Origin of the sequence: Streptomyces roseicoloratus (assembly GCF_004117935.1) — a bacterium.
Lineage (GTDB): Bacteria > Actinomycetota > Actinomycetes > Streptomycetales > Streptomycetaceae > Streptomyces > Streptomyces roseicoloratus.
The window spans coordinates 1-21,647 of the sequence record NZ_SDOY01000154.1 but is presented as its reverse complement, the minus strand read 5'-3'; the positions used below and the strand labels follow the sequence as shown (position 1 = coordinate 21,647).

Sequence of the window (21,647 nt, the reverse complement as noted above, 5' to 3'; positions counted from 1 at the left end):
CACCCCGCCTACCCGGAGCGTGAAGTTCCGAACGTACCAACGCCGTTGGGAACCGGCCTTTCCGGGGCCGTCAGCCCTCCTGGCCCTCGCTCCACACCCGCGACCGCAGCGGCAGCCCGCTCGTGCCCGCGTCCGGGGTGCGGACCGCGAGGAACTGGTTGACGCCGATGCGGTTGCGTTCGAAGGACACCGCCGATGCCGCCATGTAGAGGCGCCAGATCCGTGACCGGCCCGGCGAGGTCAGCCGGACCGCCGTGTCCCACTCCCGCTCCAGGTTCGCCACCCAGTGGCGCAGCGTCAGCGCGTAGTGCTCGCGGATCGCCTCCACGTCGCGCACCTCGAAGCCGGCGTCCTCCAGGGTCGTCAGGGTGCGGCCCATCGGGGCCAGTTCGCCGTCCGGGAAGACGTACGCGTCGATGAAGGCGTCCACCCGGTACGCCTCCTCGTCGGGCTCCGGGCGGCGCGCGATCTGGTGGTTGAGCAGCCGCCCGCCCGGCTTGAGCAGCCGGTACAGCACGTCCGCGTACTCCCGGTAGCGCTCCGCGCCGACGTGCTCGGCCATGCCGATGGAGGAGATCGCGTCGAACGGGCCGTCGTCCACGTCCCGGTAGTCCTGGACCCGGATCTCGATCCGGTCGGTCAGGCCCTCGTCCGCGATCCGCTTGCGGGCGAAGGCCGCCTGCTCCCGCGAGAGGGTGATGCCGACGACCTGGGCCCCGTACTCCCGGGCCGCGTGGATCGCCATGGAGCCCCAGCCGCAGCCCACGTCGAGCAGCCGGTCCCCCTCCCTCAGGCGCAGCTTGCGGGCGATCAGGTCCAGCTTGTCGCGCTGGGCCTCCTCCAGAGTGCCGCCGTCGGTCCAGTACGCGCACGAGTAGACCATCGAGGGGCCGAGCACCAGCTCGTAGAAGTCGTTGCCCACGTCGTAGTGGTGACTGATGGCCTGCTTGTCCCGGCGCTTGCTGTGCCGGGTGCCGCTGCGGCGGCGCATCTCCTCCGCCGGCGGCTTCGGCGGCGGGAACGGGCCGGCCAGCCTGAGCAGCGCCGTGGCCGCCGCCCGCACCTTCGGGTCGCGCACGGTCTCCAGGGCGCCGCGCGACTCCTCGCCGCGCTCCCAGACGAACCCGGCGAGCCGGTCCAGGACCTCGTAGAGATCGCCCTCGACGTCGATCTCGCCCGCGACCCAGGCGCGCGCGAGGCCCAGCTCACCCGGCTTCCACAGCAGTCGGCGCAGGGCGCGGCGGTCGCGCACGATCAGTACGGGGCCGTCGGCTGGGCCGGCTTCGCTGCCGTCCCAGGCGCGCAGCCGCACCGGGAGCCCGGCTCCCAGGACGTCCTCGGCCAGGGCGGTCAGCCGCGAGGCGGCGTCGGCCATGGTGCAACACCTCCGTGATCTCGTGCCCCAGAAATGCCTGTCACCAGGAGAACACCGTCCGTCGCCGAAGCCATGTCAGCGCGTGGGTAAACGGCGGGAAAAACACGCGAAGGGCCGTCCGCACCACGGATGGCGGACGGCCCTTTTACGGCCTTGCGTGTCGTACGGCCCGTACGACGGGTACTGCGGGTGTTACGAGGCCTTGGCCTTCTCCTGCGCCGGGGCGGCCGGCGCCGGGGCGGGCTTGGCCGCCTCGTAGAACTCCTCGCGCGGCGACTCGATGGCACCGAGGGAGACGACCTCGCGCTTGAGGAACATGCCCAGGGTCCAGTCGGCGAAGACGCGGATCTTGCGGTTCCAGGTCGGCATCGCCATGCCGTGGTAGCCACGGTGCATGTACCAGGCGAGGCGGCCCTTGAGCTTGATCTTCATCTTGCCCATGACGATCATCGCGACGCCCTTGTGGAGGCCCAGGCCCGCGACGGCACCCTTGTTGGCGTGCTCGTAGTCCTTCTGCGGGAAGCCGCGCATGCCGGCCACCACGTTGTCGCCGAGGATCCTGGCCTGGCGCAGCGCGTGCTGGGCGTTCGGCGGGCACCAGGCGCGCTCGCGCGGGGTACCGGCCTTGATCGCGGCCAGGTCCGGGACCTGGGCGTTGTCGCCCGCGGCCCACACGTGGTCGAGGCCGTTGACCTGGAGCTTCTCGTTGCAGTCCACGTGGCCGCGGGGGCCGAGCGGCAGACCGAAGCGGGCGAGCGCCGGGTTCGGCTTCACGCCGGCGGTCCACACGATCGTGTTGGAGTCGACCTCGAGGCCGTTCTTCAGCACGACGTGGCCGTCGACGCAGGAGTCCATGGAGGTCTGCAGGTAGATCTCGATGCCGCGGCTCTCGAGGTGCTCCTTGCCGTACTGGCCGAGCTTCGGGCCGACCTCGGGAAGGATCTTGTCGGCGGCGTCGACCAGGATGAAGCGCATGTCCTCGCGCTTCACGTTCTGGTAGTACTTCGCCGCGTCGCGGGCCATGTCCTCGACCTCGCCGATGGTCTCCGCGCCGGCGAAGCCGCCGCCCACGAAGACGAAGGTCAGCGCCTTGCGGCGGACCTCCTCGTCGGTCGTCGAGTCGGCCTTGTCGAGCTGCTCGAGGACGTGGTTGCGCAGGCCGATGGCCTCCTCGATGCCCTTCATGCCGATGCCCTGCTCGGCGAGGCCGGGGATCGGGAAGGTGCGGGAGACGGCACCCATCGCGATGACCAGGTAGTCGAACGGCAGCTCGTACGCCTCGCCGACGAGCGGCGCGATCGTGGCGACCTTGCGGTCCTGGTCGATGGTGGTGACCCGGCCGGTGAGCACCTCCGCTCCGCGCACGACGCGTCGCAGCGGGACGACGACGTGGCGCGGCGAGATGCTGCCGGCGGCGGCTTCGGGGAGGAAGGGCTGGTAGGTCATGTACGACCGCGGGTCGACGACCGTGACGGTCGCCTCCGCGTAGCGCATCTTCTTGAGGATGCGCCGAGCTGCGTACAGGCCTACGTACCCGCCGCCTACTACGAGGATCCTGGGACGCTCCGTGGTGCTCATGCATCCGAGTATCCACCCCTCTCAGGGGGGTCGCTCGTGCGCCCCTTCACAAGGATGCGAGGGACCTCTGCTACACTCCGCGGCCCACGTGACCCAGGTCATGGTCCAGCAAAGGAACCGGAGGGCGTGGACGAACGTTGTTCACCCCTTGTGAACTGGCCCGGAGAGCTTTCCTTCACGCTGAACCGCAGGGCGCGTTCACACGATGGAAACAACGAGCGAATCGGCCTCCGCGCCTGCGAAACGGCCCCGACGGGTCCCTCGGAAGGACCAAAGTCCCTCCATCGGCGCCATCAGGGCCCTTTCTCTTGTGAAGAACTTCACGAACCTTTTCGACAGACCCCTCCAGGAGGCCCGTCACAGGCCCCTCAGGGACCCTTCAGGGGCCGCTCACAGGGGCTTATAGGCACCCGCTATGCGACGGATAGCGCGACCCCATGGAGGGTCGCGCATGATCCCGACGGAGGGCGCCGGCGGACGAGCGGTGCCGTCGAGGTCGCGCGCACAGGCGGGCGACCAGCGGGACGTCCACCGCAACCCGGCTCCCGCGTGTACACAGAACCGCGTACACTGGCGTCATGACCGAGAACACGGTGACCGTACGAGAAGCCCGCGCGCACCTCGCGGACCACATCAATCGGGCCGAACAAGGCGTTCCGACGGTCATCACGCGCAACGGCGCTCCGGTCGCGGCCGTGGTGCCGATCGCGGACTTCGAAGCGCTGGAGGAAGCGGCTGACGTGATGTTGGCGCGCGAAGCCGAAGCAGTGCTGGCCGAGGGCGGTCCCACTGTGTCGATGGCGGAGCTACTGGCGGATCTGTTCACCGAGCGTGACGGCGAGGCGGCGTGAAGTACGCCTTCCGGTTCACTACGGCGGCGCAGCGACAGCTCCGGGCCATCAGCCGGCCCGACGCCATGCGCATCCTGACCGCGCTCACCGCACTCGGCGACGACCCGTACCGCGAGGACGCCGACATCAAGAAACTCACCGGCCCGTCGGGGCTCTACCGGCTCCGGGTGGGAAGCTACCGGGTCGCCTACCAGATCAACGACGGCGAACTCGTCGTCCTCGTCGTCAAGGTGGGCGATCGACGGGACGTCTACCGCAGCCTGTAGTACGCGGCGAACGCCACCGCCGTCACCCACCCGGACTGTCGCTGAACGCTATGGGGCATCCTCTGCCGTTTTGATCGCGATGCCGTCGAGGATGTCGTGCTCGCTGACGACGACCTCGGCGGCCCCGGTGCGCTCCATGATCTCGGCCAGGACCAGCGCCCCGGCGATGATCACGTCGACCCGGCCGGGGTGGACGACCGGGATCGCGGCGCGCTCGTCGTGGGTGGACGCGAGCAGCCGGGCCACCACCTCGTCGACGCGCGCGCGGGAGATCCGCGCGTGGTGGATCTTCGTGGAGTCGTACTCCTCCAGACCCAGCGCGATGGCGGCGACGGTCGTGACCGAGCCGGCCAGGCCGACCAGGGTCTCGGTCTCGGTGATCGGCACGGTCTCGGCGGCCAGGTCGATCGCCGCCCGGACGTCGGCGCGGATCGCGGCGACCTCCTCGGCGGTCGGCGGGTCGTGCCGGACGTGCCGCTCGGTGAGCCGTACGCAGCCGATGTCGACGGAGCGGGCGGCCTCGACGTGCTTGGTGCCGACGACGAACTCGGTCGAGCCGCCGCCGATGTCCACGACCAGGCGGCGGTCGTCGCCGTGCAGCTCGCCGGTGGCGCCGGTGAAGGAGAACTCGGCCTCCTGGTCGCCGGTGATCACCTCGGGCTCGACGCCCAGGATCGCCACGACCCCGTCCACGAAGTCCTGGCGGTTCTCGGCGTCGCGGGAGGCGGAGGTGGCGACGAAGCGCACCGTGTGCGCGCCGAGCTCCTCGATGACCTCGGCGTACGCGCGGCAGGCGGCGAAGGTCCGCTCCAGTGCCTCGGGCGCGAGCCGGCCGGTCCTGTCCACGCCCTGGCCGAGCCGGACGATCGTCATCCGCCGGTCGAGCTCGACCAGTTCGCCGGTGTCCGGGTGGACGTCGGCGACGAGGAGGCGGATGGAGTTCGTACCGCAGTCGATTCCCGCGACCCGGGTCATTCCGCGGACCCCTTCCCGTCGGACTCCCGCGCGCCGGACTCCTTCGCACCCGGCGCCTTCTCGTCCGCGCACGGCGTGACGCACGGGCCCTTCGCCCACCACTCCGGCAGCATCGCGAGGGCCTCGTCGCCGAACGGGTTCACGCCCGGGCCCGCGGCCAGCGAGTGGCCGACGAGCACGTGCAGGCACTTGACCCGGTCCGGCATGCCGCCGGCGCTGGGGAAGCCCTCCAAGACCTCGATGGCGTCGCGGCGCGCGATGTAGTCCTCGTGCGCGGCGCGGTAGGCGGCGGCGAGCTCGGGGTCGGTCGCGAGCCGGGCCTGCATCTCCTTCATGACCCCGTTGGCCTCCAGCGTGCCGATCGCGGAGGCGGCGCGCGGGCAGGTCAGGTAGTACGTGGTCGGGAACGGCGTGCCGTCGGGAAGCCGGGGCGCGGTCTCGACGACGTCCGGGTTGCCGCACGGGCAGCGGTGCGCGATGGCGCGCAGGCCGCGCGGCGGCCGGCCGAGCTGCGCCTCGAACGCGGCGACGTCCGCGGCGGTGGGCTCGGTGCGTTCGGTCTGCGGAGGGGGCGTTTCCATGTCTGCCTTGCTGAGGAGTGGAGGGCTGGTGAGTAGGTGGAGGGCGTGCCGGCGGGGTTACGGGCGGTCGGCGCGGTCCACGCCGTCCCACAGGTTGTCGTACCAGGGCCGGTCCGACGCGCCCTGCTCGGTGCGCGGCCGCCGATCGGCCTCGGGGTCGTTCACGGTGAAGCCGGTCTCGCCGGGCATCACGTAGTGCAGGTGCTCGCGGGCGAGGCGGCGGACGTAGGCCGGGTCCTGGAGGCGGGCCTTCTCGTCCCGCAGCTCCTCGACCCGCTGTGCCGCCTCGGCGGCCTTGCGTTCCTGGTCGGCGATCTCGCCCTGCTGGGAGACGTACTGCCGCATGGGGTAGGCGAGCGCCACCACGAGCGAGCAGACGACGAGCGCGAGGAAGGCCGCGCGGCCGGTGAGCCGGGAGCGCCGGGCCTGGCGGCGGGTCTGGGAGCGGTAGACACGGGCGGCGGTCTGCTCGCCGAGCAGCCTGATCCGGGTCGCGGTCGAGAACCGGTCCCGGTCCTTCACGGCCATGTCCAGTGCCTCCCCTGATCACACGTGCGTCCCCGCACACGGTACGGGACCGGGTGCGGGGACGTACGGAAGAGCCTTGCGGCAGAGGTGTCAGCCCTTGAAGCGCGGGAAGGCGCTGCGGCCGGCGTAGACCGCGGCGTCGTCGAGGATCTCCTCGATGCGCAGCAGCTGGTTGTACTTGGCGACGCGCTCGGAGCGGGCCGGGGCGCCGGTCTTGATCTGGCCGCAGTTGGTGGCGACGGCCAGGTCGGCGATGGTGACGTCCTCGGTCTCGCCGGAGCGGTGGGACATCATGCACTTGAAGCCGTTGCGCTGGGCGAGCTCGACGGCGTCCAGGGTCTCGGTCAGCGAGCCGATCTGGTTGACCTTGACCAGGAGGGCGTTGGCGGAGCCCTCCTCGATGCCGCGGGCGAGGCGCTCCGGGTTGGTGACGAACAGGTCGTCGCCGACCAGCTGGACCTTGGAGCCGAGCTTCTCGGTGATGACCTTCCAGCCGGCCCAGTCGTCCTCGAACAGCGGGTCCTCGATGGAGACGAGCGGGTACGCGGAGACGAGCTCCTCGTAGTACTCGGTCATCTCGGCGGCCGAGCGGGACTTGCCCTCGAACTCGTACGAGCCGTCCTTGTAGAACTCGGAGGCGGCGCAGTCGAGCGCGAGCGCGATGTCCTTGCCCGGGACGTAGCCGGCCTGCTTGATGGCCTCGACGATGAGGTCGAGCGCGGCGCGGTTGGAGTCCAGGTTCGGGGCGAAGCCGCCCTCGTCGCCGAGGCCGGTGGACAGGCCCTTGGTCTTCAGGACGGACTTGAGGGTGTGGTAGACCTCGGTGCCCCAGCGCAGCGCCTCGGAGAAGGACTCCGCGCCGATCGGGGCGATCATGAACTCCTGGATGTCCACGTTGGAGTCGGCGTGCGAGCCGCCGTTCAGGATGTTCATCATCGGAACGGGCAGCAGGTGCGCGTTCGGGCCGCCGAGGTAGCGGAAGAGCGGCAGGTCGGAGGCCTCGGACGCGGCGTGCGCGACGGCGAGGGAGACGCCGAGGATGGCGTTGGCGCCGAGCGAGGACTTGTCCGGGGTGGCGTCCAGGTCGAACATCGCCTGGTCGATCAGGCGCTGCTCGGTGGCGTCGTAGCCGACGAGCTCCGGGCCGATCTGCTCGATGACGGCGAGGACGGCCTTCTCGACACCCTTGCCCTGGTAACGGTTGGGGTCACCGTCGCGGAGCTCGAGGGCCTCGAACGCACCGGTGGAGGCACCGGACGGAACGGCAGCACGGCCGGTGCTGCCGTCGTCGAGGCCGACCTCGACCTCGACCGTGGGGTTGCCTCGGGAGTCCAGGATTTCCCGGGCTACGACGACGTCGATGGACGGCACGAGCATCTCCTTCTGGGATGTGACGCTGGTTGTGACGCATGCGGCAAGGTCTCGTACGCCTTGCGGCACGAGCCTAACCGGCCCGGGGGCTCCGGTCGGCCGGGCGCCCGCCCCCTGGGACGAAAAAGGACCCAAGGGCATGCATCTCGGGACGAAAGACCTCTTACCTACTCACGGGTAGGCGGCCGGGGCGGGGAGACCGCGGCCCGGGACGGGGAAACCCCGGCCCGGAGCGCACGGGGGAAGGGCACTCCGGACCGGGGTGGTCACTCACCGCGGGTGGGTCGGCAGGCTCACTTGAGGTGGAGCTGCTGGCCCGGGTAGATCAGGTCGGCGTCCTCGACGACGTCCTTGTTCAGCTCGAAGAGCGTGGCCCAGCCGCCCTTGACGCCGTGCGCCTGGGCGATCTTGCTGAGGGTGTCGCCGGCGACGACCTTGTACTCGCCGTCACCCTTCTCGACCTTCTTGCCGGCCGGGGTGGTGACGGTCTTCTTGGCGTCGGCCTTCTTCGGCGCGGCCTTGGGCGCGGCCGGCTTCGGAGCCTGGCGCTGCTCGCTGCGCGTCGTCGGCTGCTGGGCGGTGCGCTGGGGAGCGGTGGTGGTGCTCTCGGCGGAGCCGCCGGTGTACGCGGCGCCGGACAGGCCCACGCCGCAGCTCGGCCACGCACCCTTGCCCTGGCCCGCGAGGACCTTCTCGGCGATGGTGATCTGCTGCGCCTTGGAGGCCTGGTCGGCGGTCGCGGCGTAGGCGGTGCCGCCGTAGGCGGCCCAGGTGGAGGCCGAGAACTGCAGGCCGCCGTAGTAGCCGTTGCCGGTGTTGATGGACCAGTTGCCGCCGGACTCGCACTGGGCGACGCGGTCCCACTCGTCGGCGGTGGCGGCGGAGGCGGTGCCGGCGGCCATCAGCGGGGCCGCGACGGCGACGCCGGCGGCACCGGCGAGCGCGATGGCGCGGGTGGCCTTGGAGGAACGGCGGTGTTTGCCCTTACCGGAAAGCAGCATGGAAGTTCTCCTCACCGACGCCTGCGAGGTGAGCTGTCGGGTTCGGGCGAGTGAGCTGCCCGGCCGTGCGTCCCAGCGCACGGCTTCACCCCAAGCCGGTCACCGGCCGTCTGTCTCAACGGCCGGGGACGGCACAAACCTTGGGTCCCCCGCTCCTGCCTTCGGCGCTTGCGCGACGACTGTTCCCTCCGTCCGGCGGCAGGATTCGGCGTACCGGTCGGCGGGGCCCGCGGTGGCGAGCGGTCCCGACCGTAGACACACACCCGGGAGAAGTTCAAAGGGCATCAACCCGGGAAAATCGCCCCTACTTGCACTCCGTCAGGTGGTGTTCGTGCAGGTGAGGGGCGATTTCCGCAAAGTTTGCGACCGTGACACGCCCGTTCGGCAAGAGAGACCCATGTCTCACTTGCACAGAACGGACATTCAGCCCCGAACTACCCCTGGTTCGCGAGCTCGCCGAGCTCCAACTCGAGGCTCTGGCCAGGGAGGATGAGGTCGGGGTCGGAGCCGACCGTGTTCTTGTTGGCGTCGTAGAGGGCGGCCCAGCCGCCGGTGACGCCGTTCTCCTGTGCAATGCCCGACAGACTGTCACCCGGCTTGACGGTGTATTCGTCCGGCTTGCCCGCCTTGTCCGTCCCGCCCACGCCGCCGGCTCCCGCCGAGCCCTCGGTGGCGCCTTCCGCCTCGCCGGCCCCGTCGGCCGGGGTCTCACCCGGGGCCGCGTGGCGCCCGGATTCGGACGTGCCGTCCGTCATGCCCGGTTCCTCTGGCGCGGCGTCACCTCGGTGCTTGCCGGTGCCGGGAGCGGTGGTCGAGTCCGGCGTTCCGGGCGTACCCGGCATACCCGGCGTCCCCGACGGGTCGGACGTACCGGGCGTACCGGGCGTCGTGGGCGTGGCCGGGGTGCCGGTCGTCGGGGTGCCGGCGGAGGGGGTGCCGGCCGACGGGCTCGCCGGAGTGGTGGGAGCGGCCGGGGTGGTGGCCGAGGCGGAGGGCTCGGGAGCGGTCGTGGCGGAACCGGTCGGCAGGCCGTCGGTGCGGTTCGACTCGGGGCGCGGGCCCGTGGGCTCCTGCACGGGCGTGCCGGGGCCCGGGTCGACGCCGGGCGCCTTGCCGTCGTTGGCCAGACCGGCGATCGGGGCGCAGGTGGCCCACTGGTTGTCGCCCGCCGCGAGCGCCTTGTCGGCGATGTGGATCTGCTGGGCGCGGCTGGCGAGGTCCGCGCTCGGCGCGTAGGCCAGGCCGCCGTGCCGCTCCCAGCTCTCCTGGGTGAACTGGAGTCCGCCGTAGAGACCGTTGCCGAAGTTGGCGCTCCAGGCCCCGCCCGACTCGCACTCGGCGACACGGTCCCACGTGGCGGCGTCGGCGGCGGATGCGGAACCCGTGGCGAGCAGAGGCAGCGCCAGGGCCGAGCCGGTCACACCCGCGGCGACGACGATGGCGGGGGCCTGGCGGGGTCTGCGGTGTCGTCCGTTTCCGGAGCGCATGCGGAATGCCCTTTCGCGTGACAGCTGAGACTGCGGCTGAAAGTAGCCGCATTCGAACGTGAGTCACAAGCTGATGCAGCGCAGATCACGTAAACATCACGGTATTGACGCGATGTCAGTCACCGAACCGGGGTGAATTCCACCGGAAGCGTGCGAAGTCCCCTCATGATGAGCCCGCCGCGCCAGCGCAGTTCCGCCGGATCGGCGCCAAGTCGCAGGTCGGGCAGGCGAGTCAGCAGCGTCGCGAGCGCGGTCTGCCCTTCGAGCCGCGCCAACGGCGCGCCCAGGCAGTAGTGGATGCCGTGCCCGTACCCGAGGTGCTGGTTGTCCCGCCGCGCGAGGTCCAGGGTGTCCGGCTCGTCGAACCGCGCCGGGTCCCGGTCGGCCGCGGCGAGCACCACGAGCACCGGATCGCCGGCCGGGATCCGCTGCCCGCCGATGCTCAGCGCCTCCGTCGCGAAGCGCCAGGTCGCGAGCTCCACCGGCCCGTCGTAGCGCAGCAGCTCCTCGACGCCGGTCTCCAGGAGCCCGGTCTCCCCCGCGGCCAGCGAATCCTGCAGCCGGGCCCGCTGCCCGGGGTTGCGCAGCAGCGCGTACACGCCGTTGCCGATGAGGTTGACGGTGGTCTCGAAGCCGGCGAAGAGAAGGATGAACGCCATGGCGGCGGCCTCGTTCTCGGTGAGGTGCTCGCCGTGGTCGGAGGCCCGGATCAGGCCCGAGATCAGGTCGTCGTCGCCGCCTTCCCCGAGCCCCTCCCGCTTCCTGTGGATGAGCTCGGCGAGATAGCCGCGCATCTTCTTCACCGACCGCGCCACACCGCCGCGCGGCCCGCCGCCGTGCCGGATCATCATCCCGGCCCAGTCCCGGAAGTCGTCCTGGTCCTCGCGCGGCACGCCGAGCAGGTCGCAGATCGCGTAGATCGGCAGCGGGAACGCGAACTCGTGGATCAGGTCCGCACTCCCGCGGCCGGCGAAACCGTCGATGAGCCGGTCGGTCAACTCCTGTACCCGCGGGGCGAATTCCGCCACCCGGCGGGGCGTGAACGCCTTCGACACGAGCCGGCGCAGCCGGGTGTGGTCCGGCGGGTCGATGTTGAGCAGATGCGTCATCAGCTCGGCCTTGCGCTCGCCCGGAATGCCCGTCTTGCCCTTGGCGTGCGCGGGCTCGTCGTGATGCGCCGGATTCTTCGACAGCCGCTGGTCCGCCAGCGCCTGCCGGGCGTCCCCGTACCGCGTCACCAGCCAGGCCTCGACCCCGCTGGGCAGGGTGGCCTTGTGCACGGGCGCGTGCTCCCGCAGCCAGGCGTACGCCGGATACGGGTCGGTCGCGAACTCCCAGGTGAAGAGCTCGGGCGCGGGGGCCACGGACGGGACGGGGGGAATGCCGGGGGTGCTGCTGCTCACCTTCCGACCGTACAAGGGAGGGGCACCCGGCAGCCGTATCGGGTGGTCCGAGCGGGCATCCGACCGGTCAAGGTGACACATGTGGCCGCGCCCGGAGGACGGTGTGCGCAGGTGAAGTGCACATGACGCACTTGCGGTGCCGCCGGCTGGCCTAGATTCGCCGCGTGGATGCCCAGTCGCTCAGGACGCTCAGAAGCACGTTCGCGGTCGTCGAGAGACGGGCCGAGCACGCCGTCGCGTTCTTCTACTCGCACCTGTTCTGGCACAACCCGGCCATCCGCACGCTGTTCCCGCAGGACATGGCGCCGCAGCGGGACCGGCTGTTCGCCGCGCTGACCCATCTCGTGACGCATCTGGACGACCCGGGCCTGCCGGGCTACCTCGGGCAACTGGGCCGGGACCACCGCAAGTTCCTGGCCACGCCCGCGCTCTACAGCGCGGTCGGCGCCAGCCTGCTGGCCGCCTTCTCGCACTGCGCCGGCGCCGCCTGGACGGTCGAGGCGGAGAAGGCGTGGGCCGAGGCGTACGGCTTCGTCGCCGACCGGATGACGGCCGGGGCCGACGAGGCGGCCGCGGCCGGCGAACCGCCCTGGTGGGACGCCGACGTCCTACGCCACGAGCGGTACGGCGACGACCTGACGCTGCTCACCCTGCGGCCGCGCCGCCCCTACCCGTACACCGCCGGGCAGTACGTCAGCGTCGGCACGCCGCACCTGCCGCGGGTGTGGCGCACCTACTCGCTCGCCAACGCGCCGCGCCCCGACGGCACCCTCGACCTGCACGTCAGCCGGGTCGACGGCGGACTGATGAGCACCGTCCTCACCGAGCGCCTCCGGGTGGGCGAGACGCTGCGGCTGTCCGCGCCGGGCGGCGCACTGACCGCCAGGACCCCGCCGGGCAAGCCCCGCACCTACATCGCCGGCGGCACGGGCTGGGCACCGGTACGGGCCCTCCTCGAAGAGGCGGCGGAGGACGAACCGAGGCTGGAAGGACGCCTGTTCGTGGTCGCCCGCACGAAGGAGCACCTGTACGGGCGGGCCGACGCGGAGCGCCTGGCCGGGCTGATACCCGGGCTCCACGTCACGTACATCACGGCCGCGCCCGGCCGCCCCCGGGACCAGGCCACGGACCGCCTGGTCCAGGCACTGCGCGCGGCCCTCCACTGGCCGGCCCACGACGTCTACCTGGCGGGCCCGCCGGCCCTGCTGACCGAGGTCACCGAGGAGCTGACCGCACTCGGCACGGACCCGGACCGCGTCTTCCACGACCGTCTGCCGTCCGCCGCCCCCCACGCCCTCCGCCCCGCCACCCGGGCGGAACGGCTCCTGGCCCCGCCCCCGCTCCACTGGCACAACCCGGCAGCCCGGGAACCCTGACGAATCCGGGGCCGCGCTACGCCTCCCCCACGCCCTCCGCCTCGCGGATCGCGTCGCGGTACAGACGGCCCGCCGCCCGCAGCGCCGCCTCCGGGTCCACGCCCGCCGCCTCCGCGCGCACGGCGAGGGCCAGCAGCTCGTAGCCGATGCCCTCACCGCCCGGCAGGGCCACGTCGAGCCCCGCCGTCCGCACCCGCCCCGCCAGCTTCGCCGCCAGCGCCAGCCCCGGCTGCCCGAGCGGCACGCCGTCCGTCACGGACTCCCGCCGCTTCTCGGCGGCCTTCGTCCGCAGCCAGTGCTCCTTGACCTCCTCCGGCGTCTCGGCGGTCGCCTCGCCGAACACGTGCGGATGCCGGTGGATCAGCTTCTCCACGATCGTCGCGGCCACGTCGTCGACCGAGAACGGCTCCTCCTCGGCCTCCTCCGCGATCCGCGCGTGGAACACCACCTGGAGCAGCACGTCGCCGAGCTCCTCCCGCAGCGCCTCCCGGTCGCCGTCCTCGATGGCCTCGACGAGCTCGTACGCCTCCTCGATGCCGTACTTCGCGAGACCCTCGTGGGTCTGCCGCGACGACCACGGGCACTCGCGCCGGATCCGGTCCATGACCTGCACGAGGTCCAGCAGCCGCGCGCCCGGCAGGTCGTACGAGCCGGGCAGCAGCTCCAGGTCGGGCATCGCGTGACGGCCGGACCCGGCCATCCGCGCCAGCCCGTCGGTGAGCGCCGCGTCCCCCTCGCCGGACGGCAGCACGACGACCGTACGGCCGCCGGCGCACGCCTCGACCAGCTCCTGAGCGCAGGGCCGCAGCACCTCGGCGCCGACCCCGGCCTCCCGCAGATACGGCAGCTGCGGATGGTCCGCGTCCGGGCACAGCACCCGGTCCGCCGCGCGCAACGCCTGCCAGGCGGGCCAGGACAGCAGCCCGGGCGCCACCCGGTGGCTGGCGGTCAGCAGCACGATGCGGCCGGTTCCGGAGGCGTCACCGGTGAGGTCGGAGGGGTGGGAGGTGTCAGCGTTCACCCCTCGAACCTACCCCGGCTCAGGCGCCCGCCTCCGGGGCGGTCCGGCTGATCTGCCGCACCCACGGCGCCGTGTACGTGGCCAGCTGGATCTTCTCGTCGTCCCAGCTGCCGAAGCGCGGGTTCACGTCGATGTCCAGCGCCTTGGACGCCCGGCTGAAGGCGTCCGTGAGCTTCTTCTGGCCCTCGGGGGTGTCGGTGGCGCCCAGCTTCGCGGCGATCTTGTTCATCAGTACGGCCCGGCGGGCGACGTCGTCGACCTGGTCGGGCGCCACGCCCCGCTGCTGGAGCAGCGCCGCCCGCAGCTGCTGCTCGCCGCCGCTCTGGCGGACGAACTCGCCTCTGGCCTGCTGGACCTCGGCGCGGTCCACGGTGACCCCGTGGTCCTCGGCGACCTTCTCGGCCACCCGGTCGAAGATCATGTCGTGCAGCTTCTGGCGGCTGAGGTCGCCGGTCTCCCGGATCAGCTGGGCCGCGTTCGGCGAGGCCTGCTGTGCCGACCGCACGTCCTCGACCTGGGCCTGCAGGCTGGAGACCTCGATCCGCTGCCCGCCGACGACGGCCGCCGCGCCCGGGTGGGCGTCACTGCCGCAGGCGGTGAGCAGCGGGGCCGCGGCGAGCAGGGCGGCGGCGGAGACGGAGAGCGCAGTGCGGCGGTGCAAAAGAGCCTCCCGGCGTGGGTCGTGCGTCAGTGGGACGACCGTGCGGTGATCGATGTTAGGCAGTCGCCGTGGCCTGGGCCACTACTTGGCGACGACTGTCTCGGTTGATTCGGTCAACGACGCACCGGTTCGACTGGTGTCGGCCCACGGCCGGTCCCTGCCGACGACGCGGGAACCACCCCGGACCGGGCCTCCTCGGGCAGCGGGTGAGCGCGTGGCGGAGGTTCCTTCCGCGTGTCAGGGCACGCCCGACCGGTATGTGACCGAGGTCACACCCCGTCGTGTCACAGTCGCTCCGGCCGTCTCGTCATAGGGGTGTAGCGACGATGACAACGGCACCGAAGGAGCCCCTCATGGAACCCCGCCTCAACCCCTTCGCCAGCGCGGTCACCACCAAGCTCGTCAAGCACCTCGCGGCCGCCGGAAAGGCCCTGAACGACACCGGCCTTCCGATGTCCACCCAGGAGCTGGTGAAGATCCGCGCCAGCCAGATCAACGGCTGCGCCTTCTGCCTCGACATGCACACCAAGGAGGCCGAGGCGGCCGGCGAGACCACGCAGCGCCTGCTCATGGTCGGCGCGTGGCGCGAGGCCAACGTGTTCACCGAGGCCGAGCGCGCCGCCCTCGAACTGACCGAGGCCGGCACCCGCCTCGCCGACGGCACCGGCATCCCGGACGACGTCTGGCAGAACGCGGCGAAGTACTACGACGAGGACCAGCTGCTCGCCCTCGTCGGCCTCGTCGCCATCATCAACGCGTTCAACCGCATGAACGTCATGCTCCAGATGCCGGGCGGCGACTACAAGGTCGGCCAGTTCGCCTGACCGGCGCCCCGCCCCCTCCCTCCTGCCCCCTCCCTCCTGCCCCTCCCGTGCTCCCCCCTCGTACTCCTCCGCCGGATGACGGCGGAGGAGCACGTTCGCGTCCGCCTCCCCGCTCCCGTCGTACCGCGGCCACGCCCGGCGCCGCCGGCCCACCAGGCCGCCGCGTTAGCGGAACGAAGGCGAAGCATTAGCGAGGGTCGCGAAGGTGATGTGTCAGCCGGCCGTGCACGCATCCTTGCCCGTCGCGACGCCCACCGTTCCCGCTCCGCATGGGAGAGAGCATCACCGTGTCACCCCTGTTCCGCCTGAGACGCGCCCTCGCCTGCGGCCTGGCCGCAGCCGTCCTGGCCACCGGCCTCAACGTCGGGCTCGCCGCCCCGGCGCAGGCCGCCGTCGACAAGACCTGCGGCACCCCGGCCGCCGTCGGCGGCGGCAACTGCGTGACGGCCCTGATCAACGCCGGCTTCGAAATGATCAAGCTCGCCCGCAAAGCCGCCAACAACAACAAGCTCGACAACGCGCAGTTCACCCAGCACACCGCCACCAAGCTCGCCGAGAAGTTCCCCGGCTTCAACGTCCTGGTGTTCAAGACCAGCGGCACCGACCTGTACGACATCGAGTGGTTCAAGAACAAGTACGAAGCCGACATGAAGGGGGTGTTGCTCGACACCACCTTCAAGCTCAATCACTTCTTGGACAAGGAGCAGCGGGATCCCAGCGGCTACGACAAGTTCCGCATCTGGGTCTTCCAGGGTGAGTCCACCTTCCGTAACCACGGCGACGGTGGGTACATGAACTGGGCGTTCATCGGCAACGACTCCGACACCGTCAAGAACAACGTGCGCACCCTGCACTTCCCCGCCCGTCCCGGCATGAGCCCCCGCACCGGCAGCCTCACCCCCGACTCCGCCGCCCCCGGCTACCACGCCTGCCTCGACGTCAGCGGCAACAACTCCGCCAACGGCACGCCCGTGCAGATGTGGGAGTGCAACGGCGGCGACGCCCAGCGCTGGACCTACAACGGCTACAAGCTCCGCGCCGCCAACGGCAAGTGCCTCGACCTGGCCGGCAACAAGGCCGCCAACGGCACCAAGCTCCAGGTCTGGGACTGCCTCGACATCCCTGGCCAGCGCTGGCACATGTCCCCCAGCGGCGGACTGCGCCACATGACCGACCTCAACGACCGCTCCCGCGACGTCTGCATCGACAACTTCGACGGCCGCACCGCCAACGGCGGCGCCGTCGTCGCCTGGGCCTGCGGCTCCGAGGACCGGCGCGACGCCCCCAACCAGAACTGGGCCTGGGGCGGCACCCCGCCCACCACCGCGCCGGGCAACGGCGCCGACGTCATCCTCAAGCTCGACAACGGCCTCGGCGCCGTCCCCGTCAGCGGCTCCGCCGGCGCGGCCGTCGTCCCCGGCATCCGCGGCGGCAACGAGTCCAAGTGGAAGCTCACCTCCGTGGGCGGCGGGCGCTACCGCATCACCAGCTCCTACGGTCTCGAACTCACCGAGAGCAGCGGCTACATGGCCGAACTCCGGCCGTGGAGCAACTCCTCGAAGCAGAAGTGGGAACTCCACTCCGTCGGCAACGGCCGCGTCCAGATCCGGATCTCCGACGACGACTGCCTCACCCACAACTCCGACTTCAAGCAGCTCGGCGTCTGGACCTGCAAGAGCGGCTGGAAGTTCGAGTGGGTCCTGGAGTCCGCCACCGGCGGCGTGATCGTCCCGGGCGACCCGGCCGGACCGACCACCCCGACCAACCCCTCGACCGGTGGCGGCGGCGGTTCGGGCATCCCGACCGACCGCCCGCTCTTCCTCAAGCTCGCCAACGGCCTGGGCGCCACCGCCCCCAACGAGACCGCGAGCTGGGGCGCCCCCATCCTCGGCGGAATCCTCGGCTACAAGGGCTCCACCTGGACGATCAAGCCCCTCGGCGGGGACCGCTACCGCATCGTCAACGACCTCGGCTACAACCTCACCGAGAACCCCGAGACCTACGTGGCCGAACAGCAGGCATGGGGCAACACCTCCAACCAGAAGTGGCAGTTCAAGAGCGTCGGCAACGGCAAGTACCGCATCCAGATCTCCGACGACGACTGCCTCACCCACGACTCCGACCACAAGCAGCTCGGCGTCTGGACCTGCGAGGGCGGCTGGAAGCAGGAGTGGTCCTTCCAGCTGCACTGACGACGACCACCGAGCCGGACCGCTCCCGGTGCCCCCGCCCCTCGTGGACGAGGGGACGGCGGGAGCGGTCCCCTCGGAGGCGACGGGCCCCCGGAGTTCGTTGACGCTTCCTCGTTTGCCGGGGAAATGGTTGACCGTGCGCCGGTCCCGTCCCGGAATGACCGCCCGCCCCGCTCGGCCGACAATGGAGAGGACAGAGAAGACCTCTCGCGGCGGGAGGCAGGACCGTGAGTACCGACACCGACCTGACCGACGCTCAGAAGCAGGCGCTGAAGGAGAACGCGGACGACCTGGAGCAGTTCCGACAGCAGCTCGACGAGGTGCGGGACAGGGCCCGGTCACGCCTGGAGAGGGTGGGGCTGGTGACCGGCCCGGACGCCCCCAACTGCCTGGTCTGCACCATATGTGAGGGATGGAAGCAGGGGGCCGCGGGCAGCACGTGCGCCAACTGCGCCCACGGGTTCCACGCGCACAACGTCAAATAGGCCCCGGGCGGGCCACCGCCCGACCGATCACGCCACCCTCCCCTCCTCCCCGCTCGCGGCAACCACGGCAGATGCCCGGAGCCGGGGAGCGGAACGCCTGGTCGCAGATATCGCAGTTCTGGAACGGGTCCGGAGCCGGAGGCCGGGCCGGGACGGGCGGCGGGAGCAACCGGGTCAGACGGCGCGAGGAACGTCAACCGGCGCCGCCGCGTCGCCACGGGGAGGCTGGAGGCGCGGAGGTTGGTTGTTCCTCCAGGTTCCTTGGTTCCGACCGGCCGACACACGGAAGGCCGCCCGGCCACGACCCGGTGAAAGCGGCCCGCGACGCGGAAGGGGCCGGTCCGTCGGTGTCCCGACGGGCCGGCCCCTCCTGCGTGCGTACGGCTGCTTACTTGGCCGCGACCTCTTCGAGGCAGAGGACGAACTTGTCCGAGCCGAGCTGCTGCGCGAGGCCCGAGTACTTGGTGCGGTCGCACTTGTTCGGGTCGAAGGTGTCCTCGTGGACCTCGGCGACCTTGTACAGGTCGGCCTTGCCCGAGGAGCAGTCCTGGGTCTCGACCTCCGGAGCGTTGTCCGGGCCGGTCACGATCACGCACTCGCCGACCTTGGCGTGCACCGGCGCGTCGCCGGTCAGGTACGGGACGCCGAACTTCCAGGCGACGGCGACGATCACCAGGACGACGAAACCGCCGACCTTCTTCAGCAGGCCGCCGCCCTTCTTCTGCTGGACGGGCTCGGGCTGCCCGGGCGCGGCGGCGAACGGGTCGGACGGCGGAGGCGTGGTCATGAGTGATCCTTGAACGGCGTGGACATGATCGAACGCGCACATTACACAGTGCAAAATCACCAAATCGGACGAACGTCCACGCTGGCCGAATCCGGTACGGAGTCGTGATCCTGCCGGACCGTCAGAAGCCGCGACCCATCTGCTGCTGCCGCGCCAACGCCCGTCGCAAATCGCCCGCAAGCGGGTGATACGGCCCGTGCGTGCGCTCCACGTCGTACAGCAGCGCGGTCAACTGGGCCGCGGCGCCCGTGTGGTCTCCCGTCGCCAGCAGCAGGAGGCCGATCCGGTGCCGGATGTCGAAGGCCCGGGCGTCCCGCTCGTAGTACGGCAGGAGCGCGCGGAACTCCGTGAGCGCGGCGGCCGGATCGCCCAGCTGCTCCAGGCACAGCGCCGCGTCGTAGCGGTACTGGAGGGTCTGCGGGTCGGCCGGACCGGCCTCCGCCGCACGGTCCTGGGCGAGCCTGCGCAGCTCGGGCAGGGCCCGGCGGTACTGGCCGTCGTCCATCAGCGTCGACGCGTACTGCTTGCGCAGGATCCGGACGACCGGCGAGCCCTCGCCGTGCTCCGCGGCGGCGGCCGGGAGGATGCCGCCGAGGATGTCCACGGCCTGGGTGATGGAACCCTCGCCGAGCAGCCGCTTCACCTCGTCCACGGCCGCGGCCACGTCCGGCCGGGGCGCGGGCGCCGGCGGGACCGGCGGCGGGGGCGGGACCTGGGCGGTCGCCGGAACCCGCGCGGCGCGGTCGGGCCAGGGCGCGTGCGGGCGGCGGAACGGACGGGTCGGGTCGAGCGGACCCTGCACCCCGGCCCCACCGCGCGCGGGCAGCAGCGGCAGCAGCTCCTCGTACACCTCCTGCGCACCGGACGGCCGCGCCTGCGGGTCCTTCGCGAGAAGGCGCAGCACGAGCGCTTCGAGGGCCTCGGGCACCTCGGGCCGCAGCCGGCGGACCGGCGCGGGCGCCTCGTGGAGGTGGCGGTGCAGCACGCCGAGCGCGGTGGAGCCGGCGAAGGGCACGTTGCCGCTGAGCAGTTCGTGCAGGAGCACGCCGAGCGCGTACAGGTCGGTGTACGGGCCGACCGCGCCGCCCATGGCCTGCTCGGGCGCCATGTACGCGGGGCTGCCGATGGGCGAGCCGGTGTGGGTGAGGCGGGTGGTGTCGGAGTCGAGGACGGACGCCACGCCCAGGTCGAGCACGGTGACCGTGCCGTCCGGGCGGACCATCACGTTCCGCGGCTTGAGGTCGCGGTGCACGATCGGCACCGCGTGCACGGCCTCCAGGACCGCGCACAGCTGGGCGGCGACGGAGACCGCCCACGGCCACGGGTAGGGCTCGTGCTCGGCGAGGTGGTCGGCGAGGTCCGCGCCCTCCACGTACTGCATGACGAGATAGAGGTCGTCGCCGTCGCTGCCCGCGTCGTGGACGGTGACCAGGCCGGGGTGGTCGACCTGCGCGGTGACCCGGCACTCGCGCACGAAGCGGCGCCGCAGCTCGTCGGCGGCCGTCGCGGGGCCGCTGATGGAGATGGGGTTCAGCAGCTTCACGGCCACCCGGCGGTCGAGACGGCCGTCGTACGCCGTCCAGACCTGGCCCATGCCGCCCTGTCCGATGAGGGTGGCCAGCTCGTAACGCCCGCCGACGACCCGGCCGTTCACTTCTGCTCGTCTCTGCGCAGCAGGTCACTCAACTCGTCGAGTTCGGCACGCACCTGATCGATGCGGGGGTTCGAGGGAGGGAGGGGCTGGGGCTGCTGGGGCTGGGGCTGCTGTTGAGCCTGGGGCTGCTGCTGGGCCGCGGGCCGGGGCTGCGGCTGCGGCTGCGGGTAGCCGTAGGGCTGGTGGGGACCCTGCTGCGGGACGGTCGCCGCGTACGGGTTGTACGGCGGCGGAACCGGTCCCCGCGTGCGCGCGCCGGGGCGCGCGTGGTCGTGGCGGATGTCCACGACCAGGTAGTACGCCGTGAACGCGATCGCGCTGAGCAGCATCATCCCGATGACCAGGTCCCCCTGGAGGGACTTGGACGTGTCGTTCTCGTCCGGCAGCAGGACGAAGGTGGCGACGATCACCGCCACCGACACGCCCAGCAGGATCCAGTCGACCACGCGGCGGGTCAGCAGGCCGATGCGCAGGGCCGTCACCCAGGTGAGCATGCCGAGGCTGAGCAGCGGCAGCACGGCGAACAGGACCCGCAGCACGATGACCGACGCCGGAACGCCCCGCTGCTGCGGCGGGGCGGCGTGAGGCGGGTACCCCTGGCCGTACATTCCTGCTCCTGGTCATCCGATCAGCCGAGTGTCGGAGATGAGCGTATACATCGGATCGGACACCGACCCAGGAGTTGTACGGAACGGAACCTTTTCGGAACGTCTCAGGTCAGGGTGCGACCGTGCCGTCCGCGAGGCCGTCGTACATGCCCTGCACCAGCTGCTCGCCGAGCCGGCCCGCGAGCCGCAGCGCCTCCTCGAACTCGGCGAGGGCGCGGAACCGGTCTCCGTAGCGCCGCTGTTCGCGGAGCGGCAGCCGGGGCAGCTGGAGCCGGCGCACGTCGAGCCGGGTCGCGGTCGAGGCGTACGAGCTGGCCTGGCGGCTGTTGGCGGTGGCGCGCAGGAAACCGGCCAGGAACCACGGGTCGAGGGCGGCCGGGTCGGGGCGCAGGAGGTGGACGTTGCGGCCGAGGGCGGCGCCCGCCGTGGCGGCGTCGACGACCCGGGCGACCGAGCCGCCGCCGACCACCGGCACGACGACGTCGCCCTCGGCGAGCAGCACGGGCTCCTCGGCGGGGCCGGCGGGCGGGGCCTCGGGGAGGGTGCCGGAGGGCGCCTGGCCGGCCAGGACGTCGGTGTCGGTGAGGACCCGGACGGGCGCGGGCGCGCCGGGGCCGGCGGCT

General features: G+C 71.6%; 21 protein-coding genes and 1 riboswitch. Of the genes, 6 read left to right on the top strand and 15 right to left on the bottom strand.

Going from position 1 to position 21,647, the window contains the following annotated elements; all coding sequences use genetic code 11:
• Positions 1–70 precede the first annotated feature (70 nt).
• The gene (locus tag ESG85_RS26820) at positions 71–1,375 is read right to left on the bottom strand and encodes an SAM-dependent methyltransferase (protein WP_128983606.1); all 1,305 of its coding nucleotides are present in this window, start codon (positions 1,373–1,375) and stop codon (positions 71–73) included.
• A gap of 192 nt (positions 1,376–1,567) precedes the next feature.
• Positions 1,568–2,953, bottom strand: a complete 1,386-nt coding sequence (locus ESG85_RS26815) for an NAD(P)/FAD-dependent oxidoreductase (RefSeq protein WP_128983604.1) — start codon at positions 2,951–2,953, stop codon at positions 1,568–1,570.
• A gap of 578 nt (positions 2,954–3,531) precedes the next feature.
• On the opposite strand from ESG85_RS26815, the gene ESG85_RS26810 reads away from it, so the two are divergent.
• Entirely contained in the window at positions 3,532–3,804 is a 273-nt protein-coding gene (locus ESG85_RS26810) for a type II toxin-antitoxin system Phd/YefM family antitoxin (protein WP_128983602.1), read from the top strand.
• Entirely contained in the window at positions 3,801–4,070 is a 270-nt protein-coding gene (locus tag ESG85_RS26805) for a type II toxin-antitoxin system RelE family toxin (RefSeq protein ID WP_128983600.1), read from the top strand. The genes ESG85_RS26810 and ESG85_RS26805 overlap by 4 nt, the downstream gene beginning before the upstream one ends.
• A gap of 48 nt (positions 4,071–4,118) precedes the next feature.
• On the opposite strand, the gene ESG85_RS26800 is transcribed toward ESG85_RS26805, so the two are convergent.
• From ESG85_RS26800 to ESG85_RS26770, 7 genes are all read right to left on the bottom strand, one after another.
• On the bottom strand, positions 4,119–5,045 hold the full coding sequence (locus tag ESG85_RS26800) for a Ppx/GppA phosphatase family protein (protein WP_128983598.1): 927 nt from the start codon (positions 5,043–5,045) through the stop codon (positions 4,119–4,121).
• A complete protein-coding gene (locus tag ESG85_RS26795; RefSeq protein ID WP_128983596.1) occupies positions 5,042–5,626 on the bottom strand; it encodes a DUF501 domain-containing protein in 585 nt (194 codons plus the stop codon). Before ESG85_RS26795 ends, ESG85_RS26800 begins: the two co-directional genes overlap by 4 nt.
• Before the next feature lie 57 nt (positions 5,627–5,683).
• A complete protein-coding gene (locus tag ESG85_RS26790; RefSeq protein ID WP_128983594.1) occupies positions 5,684–6,154 on the bottom strand; it encodes an FtsB family cell division protein in 471 nt (156 codons plus the stop codon).
• 90 nt (positions 6,155–6,244) lie between these two features.
• Positions 6,245–7,531: a phosphopyruvate hydratase gene (gene eno, locus ESG85_RS26785; RefSeq protein WP_128983592.1), complete on the bottom strand. Its 1,287-nt coding sequence runs from the start codon at positions 7,529–7,531 to the stop codon at positions 6,245–6,247.
• 287 nt (positions 7,532–7,818) lie between these two features.
• Positions 7,819–8,526: a LysM peptidoglycan-binding domain-containing protein gene (locus ESG85_RS26780; protein WP_128983590.1), complete on the bottom strand. Its 708-nt coding sequence runs from the start codon at positions 8,524–8,526 to the stop codon at positions 7,819–7,821.
• A gap of 3 nt (positions 8,527–8,529) precedes the next feature.
• Positions 8,530–8,703, bottom strand: a riboswitch (cyclic di-AMP (ydaO/yuaA leader).
• A 257-nt stretch (positions 8,704–8,960) separates the two neighbouring features.
• Positions 8,961–10,013, bottom strand: a complete 1,053-nt coding sequence (locus ESG85_RS26775; protein ID WP_128983588.1) for a LysM peptidoglycan-binding domain-containing protein — start codon at positions 10,011–10,013, stop codon at positions 8,961–8,963.
• 119 nt (positions 10,014–10,132) lie between these two features.
• Positions 10,133–11,497 carry a cytochrome P450 family protein gene (locus ESG85_RS26770; RefSeq protein ID WP_425471283.1) on the bottom strand — a complete coding sequence of 455 codons (1,365 nt, stop codon included), beginning with the start codon at positions 11,495–11,497 and terminating at the stop codon, positions 10,133–10,135.
• Between the two features lie 83 nt (positions 11,498–11,580).
• Between ESG85_RS26770 and ESG85_RS26765 the strand changes: the two genes are divergently transcribed.
• Positions 11,581–12,792: a globin domain-containing protein gene (locus ESG85_RS26765; RefSeq protein WP_128983584.1), complete on the top strand. Its 1,212-nt coding sequence runs from the start codon at positions 11,581–11,583 to the stop codon at positions 12,790–12,792.
• A gap of 16 nt (positions 12,793–12,808) precedes the next feature.
• Here the strand turns inward: ESG85_RS26765 and ESG85_RS26760 are convergent, their stop codons facing one another.
• Positions 12,809–13,813, bottom strand: coding sequence for a nucleoside triphosphate pyrophosphohydrolase (locus tag ESG85_RS26760; protein WP_128983582.1), 1,005 nt, complete (start codon positions 13,811–13,813; stop codon positions 12,809–12,811).
• Positions 13,814–13,832: 19 nt separating this feature from the next.
• Positions 13,833–14,474, bottom strand: coding sequence for a SurA N-terminal domain-containing protein (locus ESG85_RS26755; protein ID WP_128983580.1), 642 nt, complete (start codon positions 14,472–14,474; stop codon positions 13,833–13,835).
• A 353-nt stretch (positions 14,475–14,827) separates the two neighbouring features.
• Between ESG85_RS26755 and ESG85_RS26750 the strand changes: the two genes are divergently transcribed.
• From ESG85_RS26750 to ESG85_RS26740, 3 genes are all read left to right on the top strand, one after another.
• On the top strand, positions 14,828–15,298 hold the full coding sequence (locus ESG85_RS26750; protein WP_128983578.1) for a carboxymuconolactone decarboxylase family protein: 471 nt from the start codon (positions 14,828–14,830) through the stop codon (positions 15,296–15,298).
• A 269-nt stretch (positions 15,299–15,567) separates the two neighbouring features.
• Positions 15,568–17,490 (top strand): ricin-type beta-trefoil lectin domain protein, encoded by a 1,923-nt coding sequence (locus ESG85_RS26745; RefSeq protein WP_128983576.1) that lies wholly within the window; start codon positions 15,568–15,570, stop codon positions 17,488–17,490.
• 227 nt (positions 17,491–17,717) lie between these two features.
• Positions 17,718–17,975, top strand: coding sequence for a hypothetical protein (locus tag ESG85_RS26740; protein ID WP_128983574.1), 258 nt, complete (start codon positions 17,718–17,720; stop codon positions 17,973–17,975).
• 388 nt (positions 17,976–18,363) lie between these two features.
• On the opposite strand, the gene ESG85_RS26735 is transcribed toward ESG85_RS26740, so the two are convergent.
• The 4 genes from ESG85_RS26735 to ESG85_RS26720 all read right to left on the bottom strand — a co-directional run.
• Positions 18,364–18,762, bottom strand: coding sequence for an LppU/SCO3897 family protein (locus tag ESG85_RS26735; protein WP_181019126.1), 399 nt, complete (start codon positions 18,760–18,762; stop codon positions 18,364–18,366).
• 121 nt (positions 18,763–18,883) lie between these two features.
• Positions 18,884–20,416, bottom strand: a complete 1,533-nt coding sequence (locus tag ESG85_RS26730; protein WP_128983572.1) for a protein kinase domain-containing protein — start codon at positions 20,414–20,416, stop codon at positions 18,884–18,886.
• Entirely contained in the window at positions 20,413–21,024 is a 612-nt protein-coding gene (locus ESG85_RS26725; RefSeq protein WP_128983570.1) for a hypothetical protein, read from the bottom strand. The genes ESG85_RS26730 and ESG85_RS26725 overlap by 4 nt, the downstream gene beginning before the upstream one ends.
• A gap of 109 nt (positions 21,025–21,133) precedes the next feature.
• Positions 21,134–21,647 (bottom strand): restriction endonuclease subunit S domain-containing protein (locus tag ESG85_RS26720; RefSeq protein WP_484422035.1); only part of this gene is annotated, 514 nt, incomplete at its 5' end.